Origin of the sequence: Brevundimonas diminuta (assembly GCF_022654015.1) — a bacterium.
In the GTDB taxonomy this organism is placed as follows: Bacteria; Pseudomonadota; Alphaproteobacteria; order Caulobacterales; family Caulobacteraceae; genus Brevundimonas; species Brevundimonas diminuta_C.
In genome coordinates this window covers 3,131,821-3,155,184 of sequence record NZ_CP073063.1, presented here as the reverse complement: position 1 = coordinate 3,155,184, position 23,364 = coordinate 3,131,821, and the positions used below count along the sequence as shown (strand labels likewise).

Here is a 23,364-nt window from a genome sequence, read left to right as displayed (position 1 = left end):
CGTCAATCGCGCGTCACGACCCCCGGTCGTGGCTCCGATCGCCCTGGACCCTCGCGCTCCTCGTGATCGGATTCCTCTTCATGGAGGGCCTGCTCAGCCAGGTCCTCGCTCACGGCGTCGCCGAAGGCGACAAGGGCTATATCCAGGAGACCTCGGGCTTCCTGTTCTGGCCGTTCGTCTATCTCGGCGCCAAACATATGGTCACCGGCTACGACCACCTGCTGTTCCTGTTCGGGGTGATCTTCTTCCTCTACCGGATGAAGGACATCAGCATCTATGTGACCCTATTCGCCATCGGTCACTCATCCACCCTGCTGCTCGGCGTTCTGACCAATATCAGCGTCTCCAGCTATGTGGTGGACGCCATCATCGGCCTGTCGGTCGTCTACAAGGCGCTCGACAACATGGGCGCCTTCCAGAGATGGTTCGGCTTCCAGCCCTCGACCAAGGGAGCGACCCTGATCTTCGGTTTGTTCCACGGCTTCGGCCTGGCGACCAAGCTTCAGGACTTCCAGCTCTCGCCTGACGGCCTGTTTCTCAATCTGGTCGCCTTCAATATCGGCGTCGAGATCGGGCAACTGCTCGCCCTGGGCGGCATCCTCATCCTGATGGGCTTCTGGCGACGTTCGAACAGCTTCTGGGAACACGCCTATCTGACCAACGTCGTGCTGATGACCCTCGGCTTCCTCCTGACGGGCTATCAGCTCGTCGGCTTCTTCGTCATGTGATCGGAGACCTTCCATGTACAACGCAAACCGTCCCGCCCGTTCCGACCTGCCCTCCACCGGGCAGTTGCTCAAGTCGACCGGCATCGCCGCCGCCGTCGCCTCCGTGCTTCTGGTCACCATCGTCATGCCGTCCGAATACGGGGTCGATCCGACCCGCGTCGGCTCCATTTTCGGCCTGACCGAGATGGGTCGTATCAAGGTCCAGCTGGCGGCCGAGGCCGAAGCGGACGCAGCCGCCGACGCCGCCGCTGGATCGGGGCTGTCCGCCGCGCCGCCGCTCGATGTGGCGACGCCTGTCGCCGACGGAACCGCTCCCGCAGCGAGCCCTTCGCCGACTGCGCCGGCCGCCCAACCAGCGCCGACCGCCGAGGTGCGAACCGATGAAACCGTCATCACGCTGGCCCCGGACCAAGGCGCCGAGATCAAGTTGGTGATGGCGGAGGGCGCCAAGGCGCGCTTCACCTGGATCAGCAGCGGCGGCAAGATCAACTTCGACACCCACGCCGACCGTCCGGGCCTGGCCTACCACGCCTACGGCAAGGGCTCGGCGCAACAGCAGTCCGGCGAACTGACCGCCGCCTTTACCGGCAGTCATGGCTGGTTCTGGCGTAACCGCACCGGCGCGCCTGTGACCATCACCCTGCAGACGCAGGGCGCCTATTCGGAGATCAAGCGGGTCGTGTGACCTGGCTTGTGTGACGTGCCGATCGACGGTCCGTCACGGGTTCTGGTGGAGCGTTGTCCTGCTTGCGCTCCACCAGCGCCTCATGATTTCGGCCAACGCCGATGCTGGTCGTCGATGACGACCGGATGGGCGTGGACGACGCCGCCGTCCTTGAGCCTTACACCCTCGGCAAGGTGAGGATCGTCCGCCATCAGGCCGTCGTGGCTGTGCACCACATTGAGCGGGTCATGCGTCGGCCAGACAAGGAGGCCCAGCACGAGACCGGCGGCGCACAAGGCCGAGAGGACGAGGAAGGCTGCCGTCGGATTCGCTTCGGCCGAGACAAGGCCCGCCACCGGATAGGCGATCAGCCAGCAGGCGTGCGACAAGGCGAACTGCGCGGCGAACAGCGCGGGTCTGTCGCCTGCGCTCGACGACCGACGAAGCGCGCGACCGGCGGGCGTGATGGTGAGTGAATAACCGAAGCCCATCACGATCCACAGCCCGATCAGGATCGGATAGGTCCGGGCGATCAGAGCGCCGGCCAGCAGAACGCAAGTCATGATCCCGGCCCCCATCAGCATGGCGGTGCGGTCCTTCAGTCGATTCAGGATGCGCGGAAGGACAACGGCCGCCGTCATGGACCCGATCCCAAACGCCGCGAGCGCCCATGCCGTCGCCTGTTGCGTAAGTTCGAACACGGACTGCACGATGACCACGGTGTTAACGAAGACCATGGCCCCGCCCGCCGCCGTGGCCAGACTCACCGCCAGCAGGCCGCGCAGTCGCGGCGTGAAGGCGAACAGCCGCACGCCGCCGGTCAGTCGCTTGAGGAACGGCAGGGGCTGAGACGATGACGGGCGTGGCAGAAGCGCCGTCACCACGAAGCCCGCCGAAAGCACGAAGCCGATCGCCGTCCCGACGAAGAGGTTGTTGTAGCTGATGACGGCCAGCAGCAATGCGGCGACCACAGGGCTCGCCACGCTCTCCAGATCGGCGGCGAGGCGGGAGAGCGACAGGGCCTTTGTATATTCCGCCTCATCCGAGAGAAGGTCGGGGATCATGGCCTGGAACGCTGGTGTGAAGGCGGCTGAGGCGACGTAAAGCACGGTCATCAGGGCGTAGACCTGCCAGGCCTGTCCGACGAAGGGCAGGGCGACCGCCACGGCGGCGCGAACGATATCCAGACAGACCAGCAGAGTCTTGCGCGGCAAGCGCGCCGCAAGGGCGCTCGCGAACGGGGCGACGCCGATATAGGCGATCATCTTGATGGCCAGGGCGGCGCCGAGGATCTCGCCCGCGTTCGCGCCCGCGAGGTCGTGCGCCAACAGTCCCAGGGCCACGGTCGCCATGCCCGTTCCCAGCAGGGCGGCGACCTGAGCGATGAAGAGATGCCTATATGCGGCGTTTCGAAGCGGAGAGAACATCTTTCAATGCCTGACTGACAGGAGTAAATGTTACGACGTAACATTGGAGAATATCGTTGTCGGAAGCCCTCACGCCTCGCCGTGCTGGAGACGTCCTGGGTGCCGGCTTGTCCGTGGTATGCCTGCTCCACTGTTTGACGGCGCCGGTGCTGGCGAGTGTTCTTCCGCTGGTGGGCCTAGCCACGACGGAATGGCTGCACGCGCTTTTCGCCCTGGTGGCGGCCACGTTCGCCTATCTGTCGATCCTGCGTCGCCCAAGCGTTGGGATCGCTGTCAAAGCCGTCGCGGTACTGGGGGTGGGGGCGCTCGTGTTCGGTGCGACGGAACTCGCGGGCCATGGCTGGACCGTCTGGAACACTGTGTTCGGCTCTATCCTCCTGATCTCCGCCCACATCGTTTCGATGCGCCGCATGTGAAGCTGATCGCCGGTCGGTCGGCGTGATTTCACCTTGCCGTATCCCCTCCAGGGGGATAGGTCAAATTCCATGGCTCATGTTTCTCACGCATCCCACCCTGACGTCATCAAGCGGCTCAAACGCGCCGAAGGTCATTTGCGGACTGTGATCGGAATGATCGAAGCGGAGCGGTCGTGCCTGGACCTAGCGCAGCAACTGCACGCGATTGAGAAGGCCGTCGCAGCAGCCAAGAAGACACTCATCCACGACCACATCGACCACTGCCTCGCCCACGCGGCCGAGGGCGATCCCGCCGAGGCGCGTCAGGCCATGGGCGAGTTCCGGGAAATCACAAAATATCTCTGATGGGCGTCTAGGCGACGACGGATCTTGATAGTGCGGAAATCAGCACGGTGCGCTCGCGAATGCCTGCTGCGGCGCTTAGCCGGTCTGACTGGAAGACTTCCTCAGAGATCTGATGCGTCTGGCTTAGGTCTGGAAGCGTGTGTGTTGTGGCCCGGCGGGCTTTTGCAACTGATCGATTCTGGTCCGGGTACCAATTTTCACCAAAAAATCAGATGCCATTCCAAATTTGAGCAGGTCTTAAGTGGTTTCGGCCCAATTTGAGCAGCTCTTAAGTGGTCGGCTTAAATGGTCGAATTCCTAGGACCCAACAATTGCGGGCTTGGAGTGAGCAGGTGTTAAGTGGTCCCGACAGGGTGCATTCTAATCGTCGAGGGTCAGCTTGCCCTCGAAAGGAATCCGATCAATCGGCTCCCACGGGCCGCCTAGATAGCGCCAGACGAGCAGGCCGTCAGCGAGAATGTCGAACGGCTCGAACTCCAGCTGAAGCTGCTCAAGCAGGTGTTTGGCGTCTGCGGGCTCGACCTTGTTCTGGACCGTGATGTGAGGTCGGAACGGGGCCTGATCCTGGCGAGTCAGCCAGGGCGAAAAGGCTTCCGCGAGTTGTCTACGCAGTCGATCCAGATCGGCGGACGCCAGGCGGTAGGCCACGCCACGCCCAAGGGACCACGGGACGCGCACATCGAGGCGGATCGGCGCCTGGCGTCGGCACGCCGACTTCAGCATCTCCAACACGAAGTTTTCCTGCGCGCCGGGGAGGGCGTGGAACAGGGTCAGATGGGCCGGGACGACGTTGCGGTGGCGGGGAAAGTGCGCCTGGCGCAAGGCGTCGAACCAGTCGAAGGCGCCGTCGTCCAGGGCTGCGGTGATGATGAGCGGCGCCGGGTCTGCCACGATCAAGCCTCCCGCCGGGCCAGACCGCGCCGCCAGGCGTGGGCGGCCGCGCGATGCAGTGTCGCGTGGCGGCGCGCCAGACGATCAATGTCGTGGTCGTATCCACCGCCGATGACGCCGACGAGCGGCGCGACCGCCAGACAGGTTTCAAGCACATAGGCGTCGCGCTCAGCCAATCCCTCGTCGCTGAGCGACAGCCGCCCAAGCCGGTCGCTTTCGTGCGGATCGACGCCGGCGATGTAGAAGACGAGATCCGGCGCAACGCGTTGAAGCAGGTCAGGCAGAACCTCTTTGAGCCGGGCGACATAGGCTACATCGCCGGTTCCGTCGGGCAGGTCGATATCCAGATCGCTGGGCCCCCTGCGCACCGGAAAGTTCTTTTCGCCATGCATTGAGAAGGTGAAGACGCGGGGCTCGTGCTCGAAGATGAAGGCGGTTCCATCGCCTTGGTGGACGTCCAGATCGACCACCAGGACCTGTCCGACTTCGCCACTGTCGATCAGGGCTCGCGCGGCCACGCCGATGTCGTTGAAGACGCAGAAGCCTGCGCCGCCCATGGGGCCGGCGTGATGGCTGCCTCCGGCTGTATTGCAGGCGAGTCCATGGCGAAGGGCGAGACGGGCTGCGGTCAGCGTGCCGCCGACGGCGGCCTGCGTGCGTTCGACGACGCTCTGCGTGATGGGCAGGCCGATGACCCGTTCGACCTTCGGCGGAACGCAGGCGTCCAGCACCTGGCGCACATAGTCGGGATCATGCACGGCCGCGAGCAGCGAGTAATCCGCAGGTTCAGGCTCCCACAGGCCATCCGGTCCGATCAGCCCTTCCTCTCTCAGCACCTCCAACAGGCGCGCATATTTCTGCATCGGAAAGCGATGACCCGATGGCAGTTCGGCGCTGTAGGCCGGGTGATAGACGATCGGGGGGAGGGGGCCTGGATCGGACATGGGTTTCGCAGACAACGCGCCGGCCATTGTGAGGCTGCATCTGAAAAGACAGCCGAACCCTCTCGCCGAAGGCCTCAGTCCGCCAATCGGTATCCGACGCCAGGCTCGGTCACGAGAAGAACGGGCTGGGCCGGGTCGGCCTCGAGCTTGTGACGGAGTTGGCCGACGACGACGCGCAGATATTGAACGTCGTCGGCGTGGCTGGCGCCCCATATGGTCTTGAGCAGGTAGGCGTGGCCCAGGACCTTGCCGGCGTTGCGGGCGAGGTAGGCCAAGACGTCGTATTCCTTGGGCCGCAGTTTCACCCGCTCGCCGGCGCGCGTGACGATGCGGCGGTCCAGATCGATCACGACATCCCCCGCCGTGACCGCTCCGCCCGCGACCGGCGTCAACGCGCCCTGACGCAGGCCGGCGCGGATGCGGGCCAGCAGTTCGCCGACGCCGAACGGCTTTTCGACATAGTCGTTGGCGCCCAGGTCCAGGGCCGTGATCTTCTCGGCCTCGCGGTCGCGGGCGGACAGGACGATGATCGGCCCCTGATAGAAGTCGCGCGCCCGCGTCAGCACGTCCTTGCCGTCCATATCGGGCAAGCCCAGGTCCAGCACGACGGCGTCGGGGCTCCACAGGGCGATGGCGCGCAACCCCTCCTGACCGCTGTCGGCGCGGCGGGGTTCATAGCCGGCAGCGTCCAGGGCGGGCGCCAGGAAGCGGTGGATCTGGGGTTCGTCGTCGATGACCAGAACCTGGGGGCGAACGGCGGACATCACAGCAGATCCGGGTGGGTGGCGATGGACTTGGGCAGGCTGATCAGGATGCGGGTTCCACGCTTGCCGTCGGCGTCGTCCTGGATCGGGCTGGCGGCGGCGATACGGCCGCGCATGGCCTCGACGAAACCCTTGGCGATGGCCAGGCCCAGGCCGGCCCCCTTGGCGCGGTCGGTGGATTCTTCCATGCGGCGGAATTTGTCGAACACCCGTTCCAACTCGGCGGTCGGGATGCCGCGTCCCTCGTCCTCGATGGAGATGACGACGGCGCCGCGATCCTCATAGGCCGCCAGTTCGATGGTCGTGCCGTCGGGGCTGTAGGCGATGGCGTTTTCGAGGATGTTGACCACCGCCTGTTCCAGCAGACCCGGATCGGCCTCGACCATGCTGAGCTGGGCCGGAAAATCGCGCGTAACCTTGCGTCGGCCCAGGCGGCGCGACACCCGGTCGGCGGCGGTGTTCAGGATGTCGCGCACATCGGTCCAGTCGGTGCGCACGTTCAGGCCGCCACCCTCCAGCCGGGTCATGTCCAGGAGATCGCCGACATAGCGCGACAGGCGTTCGGCCTCTTCGCGGATGCTGAGCAGCAGGTCGTCGCGGACCTCGGGCTTCAGGGTCGCGCCATAGTCGATCAGGGTCGTCGCCGAGCCCAGGACGGTGGACAGGGGCGTGCGCAGGTCGTGGCTGACCGAGTTCATCAGGGCGGCGCGGAAACGGTCGGCGCGGCGCAGGGTTTCGGTCTCCAGCGCCTGGCCGGCCAGATCGGCCCGCTCCAGCGCCACGGCCCCCTGATCGAGCAGGGCCAGGGCCAGACGTTCCTCGTCCGAGCCCGCCGCCACGGCCGAGGCGTCGACGCCCGCCACGCCGGCCCGGCCGCGAACGCCCTGCAAGGGCTGAAATCGCCATTGGGTCTGCGGCAGGGTGCCGGTGCCGTGGCCCGTGACCTCGCCGTGGGTCCAGGCCCAGCGGGCGGCGGCCATGGCGTCGGGGGCCAGAATCACGCCCTCGGGACTGGCCGCGGTCAGGACGATGTCCTCGCCGTCGGGCAGCAGGACGACGGCGCCCGCGCCGGCGGCGGCCGAGGCCTGTTCAGCCAGGCTGCGGGCTGTTGTCGCACGATCCTGGCCGGCCGACAGGGTCTGACTGGCGGCCAGCAGGGCCGAGACGGCGGCGGCGCGCCGCTGGGCCGCCCTGGCCTGTTCGCGCACCCGCCCCGCCAGGGCGCCGGTTCCCAGAGCTACGCCCCAGAACAGGAGCAGCGTCAAAAAGTCGGTCGGCGAACCGATTAGGAAGCTGTAGCGCGGCTGGAGGAACAGGAAGTTATAGGTCAAAAAGGCCAGGGTCGCCGCCGCCAGTGCGGGTCTGAGGCCGTTCAGCACCCCCGCCGCCACCACCGCCGCCAGATAGATGACGCCCAGGTCGACCCGCTCGAACCGGGTATCGAGCAACAGGGCCGCCCCCGTCGCCGCCAGAACGAACCCCGCCCCAGCCGGATAGCCGCGCCAGTCCAGCGCCGCCCGGACGCCAGACTTGGCCGCCGGTTCCGGCGCGGCCAGATCGCCCTCGGTCACGACGTGGACGGCGACCCCTTGCGCCTTTCGCAACAGTTCGGTCGCCAGCGCCCGGCCGGTCCATTCGGCGAACCGCCCGCCGCGCGTCTTGCCGATGACGATCTGGGTGACGTTGTTGCGGTGGGCGTGGTCCAGAACGGCGCGCACCACGTCGTCGCCGCTGATCGTCACGGGCCGTCCGCCCAGCTGCTCGGCCAGCTTGAAGGCTTCCGACAACCGTCCTGCCGAGCGGGCGTCGGCGCGCGATCCGCTGGGCCGCTCGACATGGGCGACCGACCAGGGGGCGTCCATCATCATGTCCGACATCCGCCGACCGGTCCGCACCAGGTAGGCGGTCATGGCGTCGCCGCCGACCAACACCAGAATCCGCTCGTTCGCCGCCCACGGCCCCGACACGCCCCGCTCGCGCAGGTGGGTCAGAAGCTGGTCGTCCACCGTCTGAGCCGCCCGCCGCAGGGCCAGTTCGCGCAGCGCCGTCAGGTTCTCGATCTTGAAGAAGTTTTCGGAGGCCACCCGCGCCGTCTCGGGCACATAGACCTTGCCCTCGGCCAGACGCGCCCGCAGGTCTTCGGGCGTGATGTCGATGACCTCGATGTCGTCGGCGCCGGTGAGGGCGCTGTCGGGCACCGCCTCGCGCTGGCGCACGCCGGTGATGCGCAGGATGACGTCGGACAGACTTTCCAGATGCTGGATGTTCAGCGTGGTCCAGACGTCGATACCGGCGTCGCGCAGTTCCTCCACATCCTGCCAGCGCTTGGGATGGCGCGAGCCCGGCGCGTTGGAATGGGCGTATTCGTCGACCAGCAGCAGTTCGGGCCGTCGCGCCAGGGCGCCGTCCAGGTCGAACTCCATCAAGGCCCGGTCGCGGTGTTCGATAGGCGCGCGCGGCATGACGTCCAGCCCACGCAGCAGGCTCATCGTCTCCTTGCGGCCGTGGGTCTCAACCACGCCGACGACGACGTCCAGCCCCTCGGCCTTTCGACGGCGTGCGGCGCGCAGCATCTCATAGGTCTTGCCCACGCCGGGCGACATGCCCAGAAACACCTTCAGCCGCCCGCGCTTGCGGCGCGGAACGGCTGAAGTCGCGGGCGTTTCGGGCGCCGTTTCGGGCAATCAGCCCTCCGCCCCGAAGCGGGCGTCCAGCGCGCGATTGGTCAGCAGGACATTGACGTGCGGCTGGCCGATGAAGCCCAGGAAGGCCCCCTCGATGTGCGCGTCGATGATGCTCTGGACCTGTTGCACGGGAACGCCTCTGGCGCGGGCGATCCGCGCGGCCTGTAGCCGAGCGTAGGCCGGGGACACGTCCGGGTCGAGGCCCGAACCCGAGGTCGTCACCGCATCGGCGGGGATGACGCCGGGGCCGTCCTCGGCGCGGATCGTCTGGGCGCTTTCGGCCACGCGAGCGATCAGGTTCGGGTTCAGCGGCCCCATGTTGGAGCCGGACGAGGCGGCGGCGTCATAGCCGTCGCCCGCCGCCGACGGGCGCGGATGCAGGTAGGTGGCGCCGACGAAGGGCTGGCCGATCAGGGACGAGCCGACGACCCGCCCGCCGGCGTCGCGCACCAGGCTGCCGTTGGCCTGATCCGGGAAGGCGACCTGGGCGATGCCGGTGACGGCCAGCGGATAGGCCAGGCCCAGCAGCAGGGTGAACAGGGCCGTCATGACGAGGGCCGGGCGAAGTTGGTTGACCATGGTCGTCGCCTCAGAAGGTCGCCTTCAGCGTGGCTACGGCGCGCGCGCCGTAGATGTCGCCGAAGTCGTGTTGGTCGGTGTCGTGATAGCGCAGGTCCAGCGCCAGAGCGTCGGTCAGCTGGTAGGCCGCGCCCAGGTTCCAGGTGGTGTAGTCCAGGTCCGACGACACCCACTGACGCCCGACGGCGCCCGAGACGGTCCATTTGTCGGCCGGGCTGACCGCGCCGTTGACCTCGGCATAGGTCGCCTCGTCCTCGGCCGCGCCGAAGAAGTCGGGCGAATAATAGACGGCGGCGCCCAGGGTCGCGGGGCCAAAAGCGCGCGAGGCGGCGGCTTTGAACTCGACATAGTCATAGTCGGCGCCGTCCGGCTGACCGGCGTAGAGATAGCCGATCACGCCGAAATCCAGCGCGTAGCCGGCGACCTCGGGTCGATAGCCGGCATACAGATCGACCTCGGCGTCCGTGTCGTCGCCGAAATCGACGTTGGAGGCCCAGCCGCCGGCGTAGAAGCCGCTTCTGGTCAGATCGACGCCGGCCGAGAGGGCGGGGTTTTCCTGGGTCTGGCTGACCCCGCGGAAGACATAGTCGGAGGTGACGGCGACGTTGGCCGACACGTCCTGGGCCTTGGCTTCGCTGCATAGGCCCAGACCGGCGAGGCCGACGATACAGGCGGCGGCGAACCAGGCGTCGTTGCGGCCCGAGGCCCTGGAGAAGGATTTACGCATTGGATTTCTCTATTCGAACAGGATGGATGGCCATGGGGTTGGAGCGGGTGCGCGGATCGGTCTGCTGCAGCGTCGCCACGCCCCACATCACGGCGATGACCAGCACCGCCACGACGAGTTGCAGGATGCGAGAGACCTCCCGACGCATCACGCCAGACCCAGGCCGGAGATGAGCAGGTCGATCAGCTTTATGCCGACGAACGGGGCGATCAGCCCGCCCAGGCCGTAGATCAGCAGGTTGCGACCCAGAAGCGCGCCGGCGCCGATGGCCCGGTATTTGACGCCCTTCAGCGCCAGCGGGATCAGGGCGACGATGACCAGGGCGTTGAAGATCACCGCCGACAGGATGGCGCTCTCGGGGCTGTGCAGACGCATGACGTTCAGCGCGCCGAGCGATGGCAGGGCCACCACGAACATCGCCGGGATGATGGCGAAATATTTGGCCACGTCGTTGGCGACCGAGAAGGTCGTCAGGGCGCCGCGCGTGATCAGCAGTTGCTTGCCGACCTCGACGATTTCGATGACCTTGGTCGGGTCGCTGTCCAGATCGACCATGTTGCCGGCCTCGCGCGCGGCCTGGGCGCCGGTCTGCATGGCCACGCCGACATCGGCCTGGGCCAGGGCCGGGGCGTCGTTGGCGCCGTCGCCGCACATGGCGACCAGGCGACCCTTGGCCTGTTCGGCCTTGATCAGGCGCATCTTGTCCTCGGGCGTGGCCTCGGCAAGGTAGTCGTCCACCCCCGCTTCCGAAGCGATGGCGGCGGCCGTCACCGGATTGTCGCCGGTGATCATGACGGTGCGCAGGCCCATGCGGCGCAGGTCGGCGAAGCGCGCCTTCACGCCCGGCTTGACCACGTCCTTCAGGTGGATGACGCCGACCAGGACGCCGTTCTGGGTCACGGCCAGGGGCGTGCCGCCCGAGCGGGCGATCCGGTCCACGGCCTGGCGGAACTCGGCTGGGGCCGAACCGTCGATCAGGTTCAGATCCTTCAGCACCGCATCGACCGCGCCCTTCCTCCAGCTGTCCTTGCCGACGTCCAGGCCCGACTGGCGGGTGACGGCGGTGAAGGGAATGGCGACGGCGCCGGCGGGCTGATCGACCGAGACCCCGGCGTTGCGGCCCAGCTCGACGATGGAGCGGCCCTCCGGCGTCTCGTCGGCGAGCGACGCCATGACGGCGGCAGCCAAGGCGGCCTCGGGGCGCACGCCGGGAACCGGGATGACCTCGGTCGCCATGCGGTTGCCAAAGGTGATGGTGCCGGTCTTGTCGAGCAGCAGGGTGTCGACGTCGCCTGCCGCCTCCACCGCACGGCCCGAGGTGGCCAGCACGTTCACCTTCAGCAACCGGTCCATGCCGGCGATGCCGACGGCGGACAGCAGCCCCCCGATCGTGGTCGGGATCAGGGTGATGAACAGGGCGCCCAGCACCATCGGATCCAGATCGACGCCGGAATAGGCGCCCAGCCCCACCAGGGTCACGACCGCGATCAGGAAGATCAGGGTCAGGCCGGCCAGCAGAACGGCCAGGGCCAGCTCGTTCGGCGTCTTCCTGCGATCCGCGCCCTCGACCATGGCGATCATGCGATCGAGAAAGGTCGAACCAGGCTTGGCGGTGATGCGCACCTTGATCCAGTCCGAGACGACGGTCGTGCCGCCGGTGACAGCCGATCGGTCGCCGCCGCTTTCGCGGATCACCGGGGCGCTCTCGCCGGTGATGGCGGCCTCGTTGACCGAGGCGACGCCCTCGACGATCTCGCCGTCCGAGGCGATCACGTCGCCGGCCTCGACTAGGATGATCGATCCGACTTCAAGCTCCGAGGCGTTGGTCGGGACCACGCTGCCGGTCTTCGGATCGACAATCAGCTTGGCCTTGGTCGTGACGCGGGTGGCGCGCAAGGAGTCGGCCGCCGCCTTGCCCCGCCCTTCGGCGATGCTTTCGGCGACATTGGCGAACAGGACCGTCGCCCACAGCCACAGCGCCAGCTGCACCGCAAAGCCCGCCGACTGACCGCCCGCGATGGCGGCCGCCGCCGAGAGCGTCGACAGAAGCGCCACGATCCAGGTGGTGAAGATGACCGGATTGTTGATCAGCTTGACGGGGTTCAGCTTGACGAAGGCGTCGCCGACGGCGCGTCCGATCATCTGTCCCGAGAGGCCGCCCGCGAGAGGCGACGCACGGCCGCCCTCGCGCGGATCCAGAGTTATTTGTGTCATGTCAGGATGTCCGAAGGATCAGGCGCCGGCGACCGCCGCCAGCATCTGGAAATGCTCGACGATCGGTCCCAGGGCGAGGGCGGGCAGGAACTGCAGGCCGCCGAGGATGAGGATCACGCCGATCAGCAGGCCGATGAACAGGCCGTTGTCGGTCGGCAGGGTGCCGGGGCTGGGCGCCAGCTTGGGCTTGGCCACCAGACTGCCGGCGATGGCCAGGACGGCGACGGCCGGAATGAACCGCCCGAACAGCATCCCCAGACCCAGGGTCGTGTTCCACCACGGAGCGTTGGCGGTCAGGCCCGCAAAGGCCGAGCCGTTGTTCGCCGCCGCCGAGGTATAGGCGTACAGGATCTCCGACAGGCCGTGCGGCCCCTTGTTCAGCAGGCCCGCCAGCGCCGTCGGGAAGACGGCCGACACGGCGGTGAAACCCAGAATGGCCAGCGGCAGGATCAGCACCGCGATCATGGCGAACTGGATCTCGCGCGCCTCGATCTTCTTGCCCAGATACTCGGGGGTGCGCCCGACCATCAGGCCGGCGACGAAGACCGACAGCAGGGCCATGACGACCATGATGGCGATGCCCGATCCGATCCCGCCGGGCAGGATCTCGCCCAACTGCATCAGGAACATCTGCAAGCCGCCGCCCAGGGGCATATAACTAGCGTGCATGGAGTTGACCGAGCCGTTCGAGGCGCCGGTCGTGACCACGGACCAGACGGTCGAGGCCGGCGCGCCGAAACGGACCTCCTTGCCTTCCATATTGACCGAGGCGTCCACCTGGGCCGCGACCAGGGCCGGAGCCGGCTGGGTCTCGATCACATACATGGCCGCGCTGGCGGCGCTCAGCAGGATCACGGCGGCCGCCGCCAGGGCGCGGACGTCGCGTCCCGCCATGGCCGTGCGGCCGAAGGCGAAGAAGGCCGCCCAGCCCATGACGTTGATCGCCACCGCGGTCAGCAGATTGGTGATGGCGTTCGGGTTTTCGAAAGGATGGGCGCCGTTGACGTTGAAGACGCCGCCGCCGTTGATGCCCAGCTGTTTGATCGCCACCTGGCTGGCCGCCGGGAACAGCGGCAAGGTCTGAGACCCGCCCTCGACGCCGGTCGCCGTCACATGGGCCGCCAGGCTCTGGACGATGCCCAGACCCGACAGGGCCACGGCCAGGATCAGGGCGGCGGGCAGCAGGACGTACAGGGTCGTGCGTGTCAGATCGGCCCAGAAGTTGCCGACGCCCTCGCCGCGATTGGCCACGAAGGCGCGCGCCAAGGCCGCCGCGATCGTCGCGCCAGTTGCCGCCGAGACGAAGTTCTGCACCGTCAGGCCGACCATCTGGGTGAAGGTCGACAGGGTCGCCTCCCCGCCATAGCTCTGCCAGTTAGTGTTGGTCACGAAGCTGACGGCGGTGTTGAAGGCCAGATGCGGCGACACGCCCGCGAACCCTTGCGGGTTCAGCGGCAGCACGCCCTGCAGACGCAGGATCGCATACAGCAGGAAAAAGCCCGCCAGGTTGAAGGCCAAAAGGGCGCCGGCGTATCCCAGCCAGCCCTGGCTGCGTTTCGGATCGACGCCGGCGGCGCTGTAGAAGACGGCCTCTACCGGCTTCAGCACCGGATCCAGCCAGGTCCGCTCGCCATTCCAGACGCGCGACATATAAACGCCGATGGGCCAGCCGAGCATTACGGCCAGCCCAAGGGTCAGGGCGATCTCGCCCCATCCTTGCATGTTCATGAAATCCGTCCCGGTTCCTCAGAACCGCTCGGGCCGCAGCAGCGCCGCGACCATGTAAACGGCGACGACCAGCGCCCCCGCCCCCCAGAGCATGGCGATCATCGTCATACCCGTTTCAACGCTGTGGCCAGCAAGGCGAAGACGACGAACGCCCCCGCACCCACCGCCAGAAAAATCACATCGGCCAATCCGGCCTCCTCGCTCAAGTTCGAGCGGGAACAGACCACCGGGCGGCATAATGGCGCGATGCGAGTCCGGGCCGCCGACCTAAAGGATTCATAAAACCAGAGAAGCTGGGTCGGTCGCAGCGCGGGCGACGTGTGAAGGGCCGGCGGGCGGACGTTCTAATGCAAGGACGCGCTTGAGGATGCGCCGCGCAGGCCCCGGCCATGCGGCTTCAGATCAAATGAGAAAAGCGCGGCCTTGCGGCCGCGCTTCCAACTGTCTTTGTCGAGATGATCAGCCGCGACGGTTGTCGTAATCGCGGCGTTCGTAGCGGATCTGGGCCGAGAGGCGGTCGAAGCGACGGTCCAGGTCCTGGCGTTCCCAGGCGGTCAGGCCGCCGCGGCGGTAGTTGGCCTCCAGGCGCAGCAGGCTGTTGAACTCTCCGCGCAGACGGGTGGCTTCGCGGCGGCTCAGTTGGCCGTTGCGGACGCCCTGATCGATGCGGCGATCCAGGTTGGCCTGGCGGGCGTTGATCGACTGCCACGAGCCATAGCTAGCGTGATGGGGCGGGGCCGGGCGGTGGTAGGACTGGGCGAAGGACGGCGCGGCCACCGAGGCGGCGGCCAGGGCGATGGCGGGGACGATGAGCTTGCGCATGGCGATCTCCTCAAATGTTCTGCCGGTCGGGGTGACCAGCGATGAGGCGATTTGAGTACCCGGCAACTGAGCCGGTTCTGAACAGGATCGATCAGGTTCGGTTCATCTGGATGAAAAAGACGTCACACCGCCGTTTTCTGATTTGGTCTGCGGTTTGGAGCAGCGTTCGCTTTAAACTATACGACGTATTCAGCGCCCGTTCAGATGATCGGGACTAGATCGGTCGCCATGTTTCGTAAACCCGCCCCTCTCCTGATCGCCCCTCCGGCCTTGGCTCTGGCTCTCGGTCTGGCCTTTGCGCCCGTCATGACGACGTCGGCGCAGGCCCAGTCGCGCGACCAGGATCAGCGCTCGCAGGACCGTGGTCCGCGCGTCAGTCCCGACGAGGCCCGTCGTCGTGGCGGCGAAGCCGGCGGCGGTCGCCCGATCGACACCCAACCGCGCCGCGACGGCAACTATTCCGTCCTGGTCGAACGCGACGGCCGCGTGCGCGAGGTCGTGGTCGACGGCCAGACCGGACAGGCGCGTCCCGACAACAACAATCAACGTCGCAGGCCGAACTGATGCGCGTGCTTCTGGTCGAGGACGACGCGGATCTGTCGCGTCAGCTTAAGGCGGCGCTGGGCGACGCGGGCTATGCCGTGGACCATGCGCCGGACGGCGAGGAAGCCCATTACCTGGGCGAGAACGAACCCTATGACGTCATCGTCCTGGATCTCGGCCTGCCCAAGATCGACGGCGTGTCGGTGCTGGAGCGCTGGCGGCGCGAGGGTAAGACGACGCCAGTCCTGATCCTGACGGCGCGCGGCGCCTGGTCGGACAAGGTGGCGGGCTTCGACGCCGGGGCCGACGACTATCTGACCAAGCCCTTCCACACCGAAGAGCTGCTGGCGCGCCTGCGGGCTCTGTTGCGCCGTTCGGCGGGCATCGCCTCGGCGACCCTGTCGTGCGGCGGCCTGCGGCTGGATCCCCGCGCAGCGCGGGCCAGCGTCAACGGCGAGCCGCTGCGCCTGACCTCGCTGGAATACCGGCTGCTGCACTACATGATGATGCATCAGGGCCGGGTCATCAGCCGCACCGAGCTGGTCGAACACCTTTACGATCAGGACTTCGACCGCGATTCCAACACCATCGAGGTGTTCATCGGCCGGGTGCGCAAGAAGGTCGGATCGGACCGGATCGAGACCGTGCGGGGCCTCGGCTATCGCCTGACGCCGCTGGCGGGCGAATCCGACCCGGCGTGACCGAGGCGACGGCTTCGAAACCCAACGCCGACGCGCTCCACGACTGGGGCCGCTGGTTCGGTCGTCCCGGTCGCTCCCTGACGCGCCGGCTGATCTGGCTGGCCTCGGCCTGGATCCTGGTCGCTCTGGTGATTTCGGCGCTTGTGCTGACCCAGGCCTTTCAGGAATCCGCCCTGCGGCGTCTGGGCGCGATGCTGAACGAGACGATCGACGAGATCGTGGTCGGCGCCAGTCGCACGCCGCAAGGCGAGGCCATTCCGCAAATCCAGGACGCCAGAACTTTGCGGCTGCTGTCGGGCAAATACTGGCAGATCATGGAGGTTCGCCCTGACGGAAAGCTGGTCAGCCTGGCGCGGTCGACCTCGCTGTGGCGCTATGACCTGGCCCTGCCCGCCGATCTGCCCGCGCGTCTGGATGCGGCCTTCGGCGACGTCATCACCTTCAACACCACCGGCCCCAAGGACGACGCCGAGACGCGCGAACCGCTGCGCGTCGCCGCCAGCATGAAGTCCATCCCCCGGCACGAGCACCCGGTCATCTTCATCGCCGCGCTTGATCGATCCGACGTCGACGCCGACACACGCCAGTTCGCGCGCGTGACCTGGATCGCCTTCCTGATCCTGGGGCTGGGACTGGTATCGGCGGTCTTTATCCAGGTGCGGATCGGCCTGCGTCCCCTGTTCGACCTGCGCAACGAGATCGCGGACGTACGCAAGGGAAAGTCCGCCCGGATCGGTCGCTCCTATCCGCAGGAAATCCAGCCGCTGGCCGAGCAGGTCAATCGCCTGTTGGACCACAATCAGGAGGTCGTGGATCGCCAGCGCACCCACGTCGGCAATCTGGCCCATGCGCTGAAGACGCCGATCTCCGTGATGCTGGCCGAGGCGGGGACCAGCGAGGGCGATCTGCCCGAACTGGTGCGGCGCCAGACCAGGATCATGCAGGGCCAGGTCGATCACCACCTGCGTCGCGCCCGCGCCGCCGCCCGCGCCGCACACGGTCTGGGCGAGACGACCCCCGTCGCCGAGGTGCTGGACGAGCTGGCGGTGATGATCGAACAGGTGTTCCGCGACAAGAACGTCGAGATCGACTGGCGCGCGCCCGACAGCCTGTCCTTCCTGGGCGAGCGTCAGGATTTGCAGGAAATCCTGGGCAATCTGATCGAGAACGCCGCCAAATTCTCGAAACGCCGGGTGCGCGTTTCGGCGGGCGGCAGCGGCCTGGGGCAGATGATCCTGGTGGTCGAGGACGACGGCGCCGGCCTGCCGGCGGATCAGCGCGACACCGTCATGCAGCGCGGCGCGCGGCTGGACGAGAGCGCGCCGGGGTCGGGGCTGGGCCTGTCGATCGTGGACGACCTGACGCGCGCCTATGGCGGGCGGCTGATGCTGTCGGACAGCGACATGGGCGGGTTGAAGGCGGTGCTCGAACTGCCGGCCGCCCAGGTCGATTAGGGCTGCAGGTCGTCGCCCCGGCGGTAGCATTCGCATGCCGCCCGCTCCAGGGCCGCCCGATCCAGCACCGTGATGCGACCGCGCGAATAGACGATGGCGCCCGCCTTCTGAAGCCCCTGCGCCGCCTCGTTCACCGTGGTCCGCTGCGAGCCCAGCATGGAGGCCAGATACTCCTGCGTCAGGTTCAGGGTGTCGCCCTCGACCCGATCGTGGCAGCGCAACAGCCATTTGGCGAACCGCTGGCCAGCGTGATGCAGGGCGTTGCAGGCCGCCGACTGCTCCAACTCGCCCTGAAGCCGCGCCATGTAGTCGGCGATGGCGTCGCGCACGCCCGGCCGCTGAGCCGACAAGGCGCGGCACTTGGCGGCGTCCACCCGGCGCGCCGTCCCGGCGACCTGAGCCACGCTGCGGGTGTGGGCATGGTGCGGCACGACCGAGGCGACGACGCCCAGCACGCCCTCGCGCCCGATCATGACGGTCTCCACGGTCCGGCCGTCTTCCAGCACCGCGACCGACGAGCAGAAGCCGCTGTCGATGAAATGCAGATGTTCGATGGGGTCGTCAGGCTCGCTGAACACATGGCCGGGCGCGAATTCCACCGGCGTGGCTATGGCGAGGAGTGCGTCGCGATCGTCGGGGTTCATTCCCTGGATCAAGCGGTTGCCGGACGAAAGGCGGTTCATGAGTTCGCGCATAAGGCGATCTGAGCGTGGCGTCTGTCGAATCTCGACACAGCGTTGCTATATATCACGCGGCTTTCTGGGGAAAAGTCGTGTCTTTACTGCGTTGTGTACGCGATCGGGCAGAGCGCGACGGGGCTTAGCGGGTGACGCGGCCGACCAGACGGCCGGCTTCCAGCACCTCGACGCCCGTGCAGGAGGCATGACGCGACAGTTGAGACTGCGCGGCTTCCAGCGCCGCCGCATCGTCGGCGCCGTCGAAGAAGTCGAGCATCGGACGGCGATCCGCCTCGTCGAAAAAGTGAAACTCGTAGATGTTCAAGCGAACGGCTCCCCAAGGGCTCGAACCCTAGCGGCATACGCCATGCGGAGTCTGTCAGATGTCGACACAGGGTCGAAGCGGAGCCTTTGCCTTGGCCGGCGCGTTGAGGGCGTCCTGACGTGGGAGACATCATGAACGCCGCCAAGACGCTTCGCCTGCCGCCGCTGGCGACCCTGATCGAATGGGCGGCGCGGGTCGGCTATGGGGCGCGAGGCTTCGTTTACCTGTCGGCTGGGGCGCTGACCCTGCTGGCGGCGACGGACCGGATCGGCGATGCGGTGGGGACCAGCGGGGCGGCGGGCTGGCTGGCCGAGCAGCCGTTCGGCAAGGTCTGGCTGGTGCTGCTGGGACTGGGTCTGTGGGCCTTCGTCGGCTGGCGGGTGTTGCAGGCGGTGTTCGACGCGGATCACGAAGGGACGGATCTGAAGGGCTGGACGACGCGGGCGGGTCAGGCGGTCAGCGGCCTGTTCTACGGCGTGCTGGCGTCGGGGGTGTTCGAATATCTGGACGAGTTCGGCGAGGCGACCAGCGCATCCTCCGCCCAAGCCGAGAGCGTGGCCGAGAACCAGGAGAAGGCGGCCATGCTGCTGGGGATGCCGTTCGGCGAGGTGTTGCTGATCGGGGCGGGGCTGGTGGTGCTGGGCGTCGGCGTCGGCAATATCGTCAGGGCCATCCGCGACGACTTCGACGACGCCCTGGCCTGCCCCAAGGCCTTCTGCGGCACGGCGACGGCGCTGGCGCGGGCGGGCTATGCGGCGCGCGGGTTCGCCTATCTGCCGCTGGGCGTATTCGTGGTTCTGGCAGGGCTGCACGCACGCTCGGGCGAGGTGACGACGACGGCGGCGGCGCTGGACGCGCTGGAGGCCCAGCCGGGCGGATCGTGGATCCTGGGGCTGACGGCGGCGGGGCTGATGGCCTTCGGCGCATTCGCCTTCGTGGAGGCGCGCTGGCGGCGGATCCGCCCGCCGAGGGATTTGAGCCTGGGCTAGGCCCTTGCCGGTCGGCGCAGCGTCGCCATATCCGGAAAGCAACACCCGCTGTTCCAGAAGGCCGCGCCATGAACGCTCCGCTCAAGACCCTGAAGATCGACTTCGTCTCCGACGTCGTCTGCCCCTGGTGCGTGGTGGGGCTGCGCGGGCTCGACACGGCCCTGGACACGTTGAAGGACGAAGGAATCGCCGCCGACATCGCCTTTCAGCCGTTCGAGCTGAACCCCCAGATCGCGCCCGAGGGCGAGAACATCGTCGAACACATCGGCCGCAAATACGGCGCGAGCCCTGAGCAGTCCGCCGCCAACCGCGCCATGATCCGCGAGCGGGCGGGCGAGGTGGGCTTCGACATGCGCATGACCGACGACAGCCGCATCTGGAACACCTTCGACGCCCACCGGCTGCTGCACTGGGCGCATGAGACGGCGCCAGACAGGCAGAAGGCCCTGAAACAGGCCCTGTTCACCGCCCACTTCACCGAGAACCGCAACCTGACCGACGCCGGGGTCCTGACCACCGCCGCCGAAAAGGCCGGGCTGGACCGGGCCGAGGCGGGCGAGGTCCTGGCCTCGGGCCGCTACGCCCAGGCCGTGCGCCAGGCCGAAGACCTGTGGCGCGCGCGCGGCATCACCTCGGTCCCGGCTGTGGTGGTCGAGGGCAAATATCTGATCTCGGGCGGCCAGCCGGCCTCGGTTTTTGAAGAGGCCCTGCGCAAGATCGCGTCGGAGGTCTAGGCCATCTCCTCCCTGCGCAGCGGGGAGGTGGCGCGGCGCCGCTTGGCGCCGTGACGGAGGGGTTCCTTCTGTAAAATCGACGTCTGTGGGTCCTCAAGAGCCCCTCCACCCCGCCCAGAGGGCGCGGTCCCCCTCCCCATCGCAGGCGATGGGGAGGAGACGGTCAGTCCGGCGGTCGGGCGACAAAAACACCGTCTATTTCGTCTAATTCGTCTGATCTCGGGGCCGGTTTCAGGTCGTCGAGCGCTTCGAGGCGGGCCATCAGGGCGTCGCGGCCGGCGTAATCGCCACGTTTGAGGGCGCAGGCTTCGCGGGCGATCTGACCGACCTGTTCGGCGACGGCGGCGGCGCGTTCGCCCAGGTCGGGTTCCCTGGGTTGGGCCGGGGGCTTTGCAGGCGGCGGGGCGGGCGGGGACGGCGGCGGGGCGGCCGCCATCCGCGTCAGGTCGGCGTGCAGCCGCACCCAGCGCGCGGCCTCCAGCGCGCGCCCGGCCTGAAGCGCCCGGTTCAGCCGCACCAGGGCGTGGGCCGCCATGGCGCCATAGTCGGGCAGACCCTCGGCCGTCTCGGCCTCGAGGTCGATGGGCTCGCGAAGGGGATCGGGCTGATCCTCGCGCCGCCAGCCCGCGTCCCTGGCGCGGGCGCGAAAGGTGCTGACCGCCATGCCATAGACGGCGCTGACCTCCTCGGCCGTGGAGCCGGCCAGATAGGCCGTGCCCGCCGCCTCCCACGCCTCTTTCGACAGGCGGCGATAGGCCCGGTTCTGCACCCGGTCGGCTGCGCGCGCGTCGGGGTCCGAGGTCACCAGGTCCGGCAGCCGCAACAGATGCATCGGCAGGCCGTGCGCGCGCCAGAAGGCCGCCTCGGCCTCGGGCGAGGAATCGTGATGCAGGGCGTCGCGATACGTCTGCTCCAGACCCGCCTCGCGCAGGACGCGGATCTGATCCAGCGCCTGCTGGGTCATCGCATCGTAAAACGGATCGCGCGGCCCCTCGAACCCGCCGTCGTCATAGCTGTGGTCGTCGTCCATCCCATCCCCGGCCAGTCGCCCGCGCCCGACACAGGACGCGCCGCCAGTCTAAGGCCGCCCCGAACCGTGATCGGGTAGAGGGCGTCGATTTCGCGAAAGGCGAGGGATTTCAACGGCCGGGGCCGGGACCTCGTGCATAGGTAGAGGGGCTAGCTGTGCATCCCTCCCTTTCGTCATTCCGGGCGAACCCTCGCTAACGCAGAAAGCGGTTGATGAAAGTGATCTTGCCCGCCCCGTTCGGTCCCGCAAGGAGAACGAGGCGGGCATGAATGCAATCTGATTAGAATGGCCAGTTTCCGCAGGTCTTAAACGACTGCGAGATACCAAGGACACAAATCCACCTGGCGTTGCAAATGTTGCATCCGGAAGTATACTCCACGTATTGGCCGCGGAGGCTCGTGAAAGGAAACGCCGTTGGTATACCGATACGTCCCACTGATACGCAGTAAAGCTGGTGAAGCCACTGCGCTCGCTAACTTGCAGCCAGCTACGAAGGCACGAGTTTTTCCTGTCATTCATCTAACCAGCACAGTAGCCGCGCAGTTCGCTAACCGCCTGATAGCCGGCTGGGCCGGTCATCCGATCGCTATCGATGGGCTCTTTAACTTCAGCGAAAACGGATCAGCCACAGACATGGTTAATCTGATCACAGAACTCCGCAATGGGGGCGTTCCGGCGCAGCCATCGTTTGAGATAAATGCTCCTGCGGCCTATGTGACAGCGGTGCTGCCGCAGGCTGCAGCATTTGGATCTGTAGTGAAAGTTCGTTTGGGGGATTTGCCCTCACTGCTCGGTTGGTGCGCCGCCAACGGACTATCTGCTACGGATACAGACGTCATACTGTGCGCTGGTCACTTGCCTGCTCTTGGAGCGGGGGTGATAGACCCTGTCGTAACTCACGCCCTTCAAAACTTTCCCGGAGCAGGCACATGGAGGTCAGTAACGCTGGCATCATCAGCTGCTCCGAAGGACCACACCGGCCTCGTCATCGGCCCCAACATTCTGCCGCGAATGGATTGGCAGTTGTGGCAGAATGTCCACGCGGCGGCTCCTTTCCAAGTGGATTTCGGCGACCACGGTATTGGACATCCCGATATGACTGAACCACCTGGCGTCGCTATGGCGCGTGCCACGGTCAGTGCTCGCTACACGCGAGACAACGATTGGCTGGTGATTAAAGGACGCCCAACGTCTGGTGCTACGGGCCAACCTATGCGCGTACAGTATCGTGCTCACGCTAACACGTTCCTGACCTCACCGGGATTTGGAGGACTGCCAGCGTGTTGGGGAGATACGCGAGTTGGGCTCTTTGCAACTTCGACAACCAGTTCCGGAAGTCGGACATCGTGGGTGGAGCTAAGCGCTAACCGCCACATGGAGTTGGTCGTCGATAGGCTGCCCTAACCATCCCTGACGGCGTTTAAGAGCGCTGCGAACTTCAAAGCGAAGATCATCCAAGCTTAGCACTTCACACAGGCGGCCGTGCAACTGCGCGGCCGTCTTGCTCTTCCATCCGCTGCTCAGGCTGCGCCTAGTTAAGATTTCCAGTGCCTCGTCGCGCCAGAGAGTCTGTGCAACTATCAGTGGGTCGTGTTTCGGGTTAAGCTTGGCGTCTCGAGCTTTATAAAGATGCACTTTGCTGCCGACAGATGTAGCTACGTGAACGCCCCACCATTTCGGGACGAGCTTGCGGGCTTCTCGCGAATGCTTTGAGCCGACCACAAGATGCACTCTGTCGAACAGTCGGCTATAGAGTTCAGCTTGCTGAGGCAGGCGAGCAAGCGTGTCTTTGTCGCTCTTGAGTTCATAACCGACCAACTCGCCATTTATGACCGCTATATCGACGCGGACGGAGCCCGACCAAACGCCCATCTCCTCGACGATGCGGGTATCATGATCGCCAGCGTGCTCCGCTGCGAGCAGCTCACGAACAGCTAGACGAACATCTGCGTCACGCATCGCATTCTCTCGCGCCGTT

At 66.7% G+C, this 23,364-nt stretch carries 26 protein-coding genes; 10 read left to right on the top strand and 16 right to left on the bottom strand.

All coding sequences use genetic code 11. From position 1 onward, the window contains the following. Window positions 1–62 precede the first annotated feature (62 nt). Both KAK88_RS15710 and KAK88_RS15705 read left to right on the top strand, forming a co-directional pair. Entirely contained in the window at window positions 63–728 is a 666-nt protein-coding gene (locus KAK88_RS15710) for a HupE/UreJ family protein (RefSeq protein WP_335621858.1), read from the top strand. A gap of 13 nt (window positions 729–741) precedes the next feature. Further along, complete coding sequence (locus tag KAK88_RS15705; protein ID WP_242077339.1) at window positions 742–1,413, top strand: transmembrane anchor protein; 672 nt, start codon at window positions 742–744, stop codon at window positions 1,411–1,413. Between the two features lie 80 nt (window positions 1,414–1,493). Here KAK88_RS15705 and KAK88_RS15700 read toward each other — a convergent pair whose 3' ends face one another. Then, window positions 1,494–2,819: an MFS transporter gene (locus tag KAK88_RS15700; protein ID WP_242077338.1), complete on the bottom strand. Its 1,326-nt coding sequence runs from the start codon at window positions 2,817–2,819 to the stop codon at window positions 1,494–1,496. A gap of 56 nt (window positions 2,820–2,875) precedes the next feature. Between KAK88_RS15700 and KAK88_RS15695 the strand changes: the two genes are divergently transcribed. Continuing rightward, window positions 2,876–3,235, top strand: coding sequence for a MerC domain-containing protein (locus tag KAK88_RS15695; protein ID WP_242077337.1), 360 nt, complete (start codon window positions 2,876–2,878; stop codon window positions 3,233–3,235). Between the two features lie 69 nt (window positions 3,236–3,304). After that, entirely contained in the window at window positions 3,305–3,580 is a 276-nt protein-coding gene (locus KAK88_RS15690; protein WP_066551548.1) for a metal-sensing transcriptional repressor, read from the top strand. Window positions 3,581–3,940: 360 nt separating this feature from the next. On the opposite strand, the gene KAK88_RS15685 is transcribed toward KAK88_RS15690, so the two are convergent. The 11 genes from KAK88_RS15685 to KAK88_RS15635 form a co-directional block, all read right to left on the bottom strand. Continuing rightward, window positions 3,941–4,471 carry a 2'-5' RNA ligase family protein gene (locus KAK88_RS15685; RefSeq protein WP_242077336.1) on the bottom strand — a complete coding sequence of 177 codons (531 nt, stop codon included), beginning with the start codon at window positions 4,469–4,471 and terminating at the stop codon, window positions 3,941–3,943. Between the two features lie 2 nt (window positions 4,472–4,473). Next, window positions 4,474–5,415 carry a histone deacetylase family protein gene (locus KAK88_RS15680; protein WP_242077335.1) on the bottom strand — a complete coding sequence of 314 codons (942 nt, stop codon included), beginning with the start codon at window positions 5,413–5,415 and terminating at the stop codon, window positions 4,474–4,476. Window positions 5,416–5,489: 74 nt separating this feature from the next. Then, window positions 5,490–6,179: a response regulator gene (locus KAK88_RS15675; RefSeq protein WP_242077334.1), complete on the bottom strand. Its 690-nt coding sequence runs from the start codon at window positions 6,177–6,179 to the stop codon at window positions 5,490–5,492. After that, the gene (locus KAK88_RS15670) at window positions 6,179–8,863 is read right to left on the bottom strand and encodes a DUF4118 domain-containing protein (RefSeq protein ID WP_431307196.1); all 2,685 of its coding nucleotides are present in this window, start codon (window positions 8,861–8,863) and stop codon (window positions 6,179–6,181) included. Before KAK88_RS15670 ends, KAK88_RS15675 begins: the two co-directional genes overlap by 1 nt. Beyond that, window positions 8,864–9,442 carry a K(+)-transporting ATPase subunit C gene (gene kdpC, locus KAK88_RS15665; protein WP_242077333.1) on the bottom strand — a complete coding sequence of 193 codons (579 nt, stop codon included), beginning with the start codon at window positions 9,440–9,442 and terminating at the stop codon, window positions 8,864–8,866. 10 nt (window positions 9,443–9,452) lie between these two features. Then, complete coding sequence (locus KAK88_RS15660; protein ID WP_242077332.1) at window positions 9,453–10,169, bottom strand: TorF family putative porin; 717 nt, start codon at window positions 10,167–10,169, stop codon at window positions 9,453–9,455. Further along, a complete protein-coding gene (locus KAK88_RS15655) occupies window positions 10,162–10,317 on the bottom strand; it encodes a hypothetical protein (RefSeq protein WP_153923133.1) in 156 nt (51 codons plus the stop codon). The genes KAK88_RS15660 and KAK88_RS15655 overlap by 8 nt, the downstream gene beginning before the upstream one ends. After that, window positions 10,317–12,383, bottom strand: a complete 2,067-nt coding sequence (gene kdpB / locus KAK88_RS15650; protein ID WP_242077331.1) for a potassium-transporting ATPase subunit KdpB — start codon at window positions 12,381–12,383, stop codon at window positions 10,317–10,319. Before kdpB ends, KAK88_RS15655 begins: the two co-directional genes overlap by 1 nt. 18 nt (window positions 12,384–12,401) lie before the next feature. After that, the gene (kdpA, locus tag KAK88_RS15645) at window positions 12,402–14,111 is read right to left on the bottom strand and encodes a potassium-transporting ATPase subunit KdpA (RefSeq protein ID WP_242077330.1); all 1,710 of its coding nucleotides are present in this window, start codon (window positions 14,109–14,111) and stop codon (window positions 12,402–12,404) included. Between the two features lie 18 nt (window positions 14,112–14,129). Next, the gene (locus KAK88_RS15640) at window positions 14,130–14,219 is read right to left on the bottom strand and encodes a potassium-transporting ATPase subunit F (protein WP_105625212.1); all 90 of its coding nucleotides are present in this window, start codon (window positions 14,217–14,219) and stop codon (window positions 14,130–14,132) included. A 351-nt stretch (window positions 14,220–14,570) separates the two neighbouring features. Beyond that, a complete protein-coding gene (locus tag KAK88_RS15635; protein WP_039244144.1) occupies window positions 14,571–14,933 on the bottom strand; it encodes a hypothetical protein in 363 nt (120 codons plus the stop codon). A 228-nt stretch (window positions 14,934–15,161) separates the two neighbouring features. On the opposite strand from KAK88_RS15635, the gene KAK88_RS15630 reads away from it, so the two are divergent. The 3 genes from KAK88_RS15630 to KAK88_RS15620 are packed head-to-tail and all read left to right on the top strand — an operon-like array spanning window position 15,162 to window position 17,631. Further along, window positions 15,162–15,497, top strand: a complete 336-nt coding sequence (locus KAK88_RS15630; RefSeq protein WP_055806585.1) for a hypothetical protein — start codon at window positions 15,162–15,164, stop codon at window positions 15,495–15,497. Beyond that, the gene (locus KAK88_RS15625; protein ID WP_017505887.1) at window positions 15,497–16,177 is read left to right on the top strand and encodes a response regulator transcription factor; all 681 of its coding nucleotides are present in this window, start codon (window positions 15,497–15,499) and stop codon (window positions 16,175–16,177) included. Before KAK88_RS15630 ends, KAK88_RS15625 begins: the two co-directional genes overlap by 1 nt. Then, the gene (locus KAK88_RS15620) at window positions 16,174–17,631 is read left to right on the top strand and encodes a sensor histidine kinase (protein ID WP_242077329.1); all 1,458 of its coding nucleotides are present in this window, start codon (window positions 16,174–16,176) and stop codon (window positions 17,629–17,631) included. Before KAK88_RS15625 ends, KAK88_RS15620 begins: the two co-directional genes overlap by 4 nt. On the opposite strand, the gene KAK88_RS15615 is transcribed toward KAK88_RS15620, so the two are convergent. Together KAK88_RS15615 and KAK88_RS15610 are read right to left on the bottom strand one after the other, a co-directional pair. Beyond that, on the bottom strand, window positions 17,628–18,314 hold the full coding sequence (locus KAK88_RS15615; protein WP_242077328.1) for a Crp/Fnr family transcriptional regulator: 687 nt from the start codon (window positions 18,312–18,314) through the stop codon (window positions 17,628–17,630). The genes KAK88_RS15620 and KAK88_RS15615 overlap by 4 nt on opposite strands. 136 nt (window positions 18,315–18,450) lie before the next feature. After that, window positions 18,451–18,633: a hypothetical protein gene (locus KAK88_RS15610; RefSeq protein ID WP_242077327.1), complete on the bottom strand. Its 183-nt coding sequence runs from the start codon at window positions 18,631–18,633 to the stop codon at window positions 18,451–18,453. Window positions 18,634–18,764: 131 nt separating this feature from the next. Here KAK88_RS15610 and KAK88_RS15605 point away from each other — a divergent pair, with 131 nt between their 5' ends. Both KAK88_RS15605 and KAK88_RS15600 read left to right on the top strand, forming a co-directional pair. Then, a complete protein-coding gene (locus KAK88_RS15605) occupies window positions 18,765–19,622 on the top strand; it encodes a DUF1206 domain-containing protein (RefSeq protein WP_185224479.1) in 858 nt (285 codons plus the stop codon). A gap of 68 nt (window positions 19,623–19,690) precedes the next feature. Continuing rightward, entirely contained in the window at window positions 19,691–20,356 is a 666-nt protein-coding gene (locus tag KAK88_RS15600; protein ID WP_242077326.1) for a DsbA family oxidoreductase, read from the top strand. 163 nt (window positions 20,357–20,519) lie between these two features. On the opposite strand, the gene KAK88_RS15595 is transcribed toward KAK88_RS15600, so the two are convergent. Continuing rightward, window positions 20,520–21,386 (bottom strand): hypothetical protein, encoded by an 867-nt coding sequence (locus KAK88_RS15595; protein ID WP_242077325.1) that lies wholly within the window; start codon window positions 21,384–21,386, stop codon window positions 20,520–20,522. A 414-nt stretch (window positions 21,387–21,800) separates the two neighbouring features. Between KAK88_RS15595 and KAK88_RS16180 the strand changes: the two genes are divergently transcribed. Next, window positions 21,801–22,790: a beta family protein gene (locus tag KAK88_RS16180; protein ID WP_431307195.1), complete on the top strand. Its 990-nt coding sequence runs from the start codon at window positions 21,801–21,803 to the stop codon at window positions 22,788–22,790. On the opposite strand, the gene KAK88_RS15590 is transcribed toward KAK88_RS16180, so the two are convergent. Then, the gene (locus tag KAK88_RS15590; protein ID WP_242077324.1) at window positions 22,743–23,345 is read right to left on the bottom strand and encodes a sce7726 family protein; all 603 of its coding nucleotides are present in this window, start codon (window positions 23,343–23,345) and stop codon (window positions 22,743–22,745) included. The two genes, KAK88_RS16180 and KAK88_RS15590, sit on opposite strands and share 48 nt — an antisense overlap. Between the last annotated feature and the right edge of the window lie 19 nt (window positions 23,346–23,364).

Excerpts from the sequence above, each read along its gene's own strand:
- KAK88_RS15595 (WP_242077325.1), bottom strand. The coding sequence starts at position 21,386 with ATGGACGACGACCACAGCTATGACGACGGCGGGTTCGAGGGGCCGCGC.
- KAK88_RS15660 (WP_242077332.1), bottom strand. The coding sequence starts at position 10,169 with ATGCGTAAATCCTTCTCCAGGGCCTCGGGCCGCAACGACGCCTGGTTC.
- KAK88_RS15700 (WP_242077338.1), bottom strand. The coding sequence starts at position 2,819 with ATGTTCTCTCCGCTTCGAAACGCCGCATATAGGCATCTCTTCATCGCT.
- kdpC (WP_242077333.1), bottom strand. The coding sequence starts at position 9,442 with ATGGTCAACCAACTTCGCCCGGCCCTCGTCATGACGGCCCTGTTCACC.
- KAK88_RS15690 (WP_066551548.1), top strand. The coding sequence starts at position 3,305 with ATGGCTCATGTTTCTCACGCATCCCACCCTGACGTCATCAAGCGGCTC.
- kdpA (WP_242077330.1), bottom strand. The coding sequence starts at position 14,111 with ATGAACATGCAAGGATGGGGCGAGATCGCCCTGACCCTTGGGCTGGCC.
- KAK88_RS15655 (WP_153923133.1), bottom strand. The coding sequence starts at position 10,317 with ATGCGTCGGGAGGTCTCTCGCATCCTGCAACTCGTCGTGGCGGTGCTG.
- KAK88_RS15615 (WP_242077328.1), bottom strand. The coding sequence starts at position 18,314 with ATGAACCGCCTTTCGTCCGGCAACCGCTTGATCCAGGGAATGAACCCC.
- KAK88_RS15675 (WP_242077334.1), bottom strand. The coding sequence starts at position 6,179 with ATGTCCGCCGTTCGCCCCCAGGTTCTGGTCATCGACGACGAACCCCAG.
- KAK88_RS15605 (WP_185224479.1), top strand. The coding sequence starts at position 18,765 with ATGAACGCCGCCAAGACGCTTCGCCTGCCGCCGCTGGCGACCCTGATC.
- KAK88_RS15635 (WP_039244144.1), bottom strand. The coding sequence starts at position 14,933 with ATGCGCAAGCTCATCGTCCCCGCCATCGCCCTGGCCGCCGCCTCGGTG.
- KAK88_RS15630 (WP_055806585.1), top strand. The coding sequence starts at position 15,162 with ATGTTTCGTAAACCCGCCCCTCTCCTGATCGCCCCTCCGGCCTTGGCT.
- KAK88_RS15680 (WP_242077335.1), bottom strand. The coding sequence starts at position 5,415 with ATGTCCGATCCAGGCCCCCTCCCCCCGATCGTCTATCACCCGGCCTAC.
- kdpB (WP_242077331.1), bottom strand. The coding sequence starts at position 12,383 with ATGACACAAATAACTCTGGATCCGCGCGAGGGCGGCCGTGCGTCGCCT.
- KAK88_RS15640 (WP_105625212.1), bottom strand. The coding sequence starts at position 14,219 with ATGACGATGATCGCCATGCTCTGGGGGGCGGGGGCGCTGGTCGTCGCC.
- KAK88_RS15625 (WP_017505887.1), top strand. The coding sequence starts at position 15,497 with ATGCGCGTGCTTCTGGTCGAGGACGACGCGGATCTGTCGCGTCAGCTT.
- KAK88_RS15705 (WP_242077339.1), top strand. The coding sequence starts at position 742 with ATGTACAACGCAAACCGTCCCGCCCGTTCCGACCTGCCCTCCACCGGG.
- KAK88_RS15600 (WP_242077326.1), top strand. The coding sequence starts at position 19,691 with ATGAACGCTCCGCTCAAGACCCTGAAGATCGACTTCGTCTCCGACGTC.
- KAK88_RS15590 (WP_242077324.1), bottom strand. The coding sequence starts at position 23,345 with ATGCGTGACGCAGATGTTCGTCTAGCTGTTCGTGAGCTGCTCGCAGCG.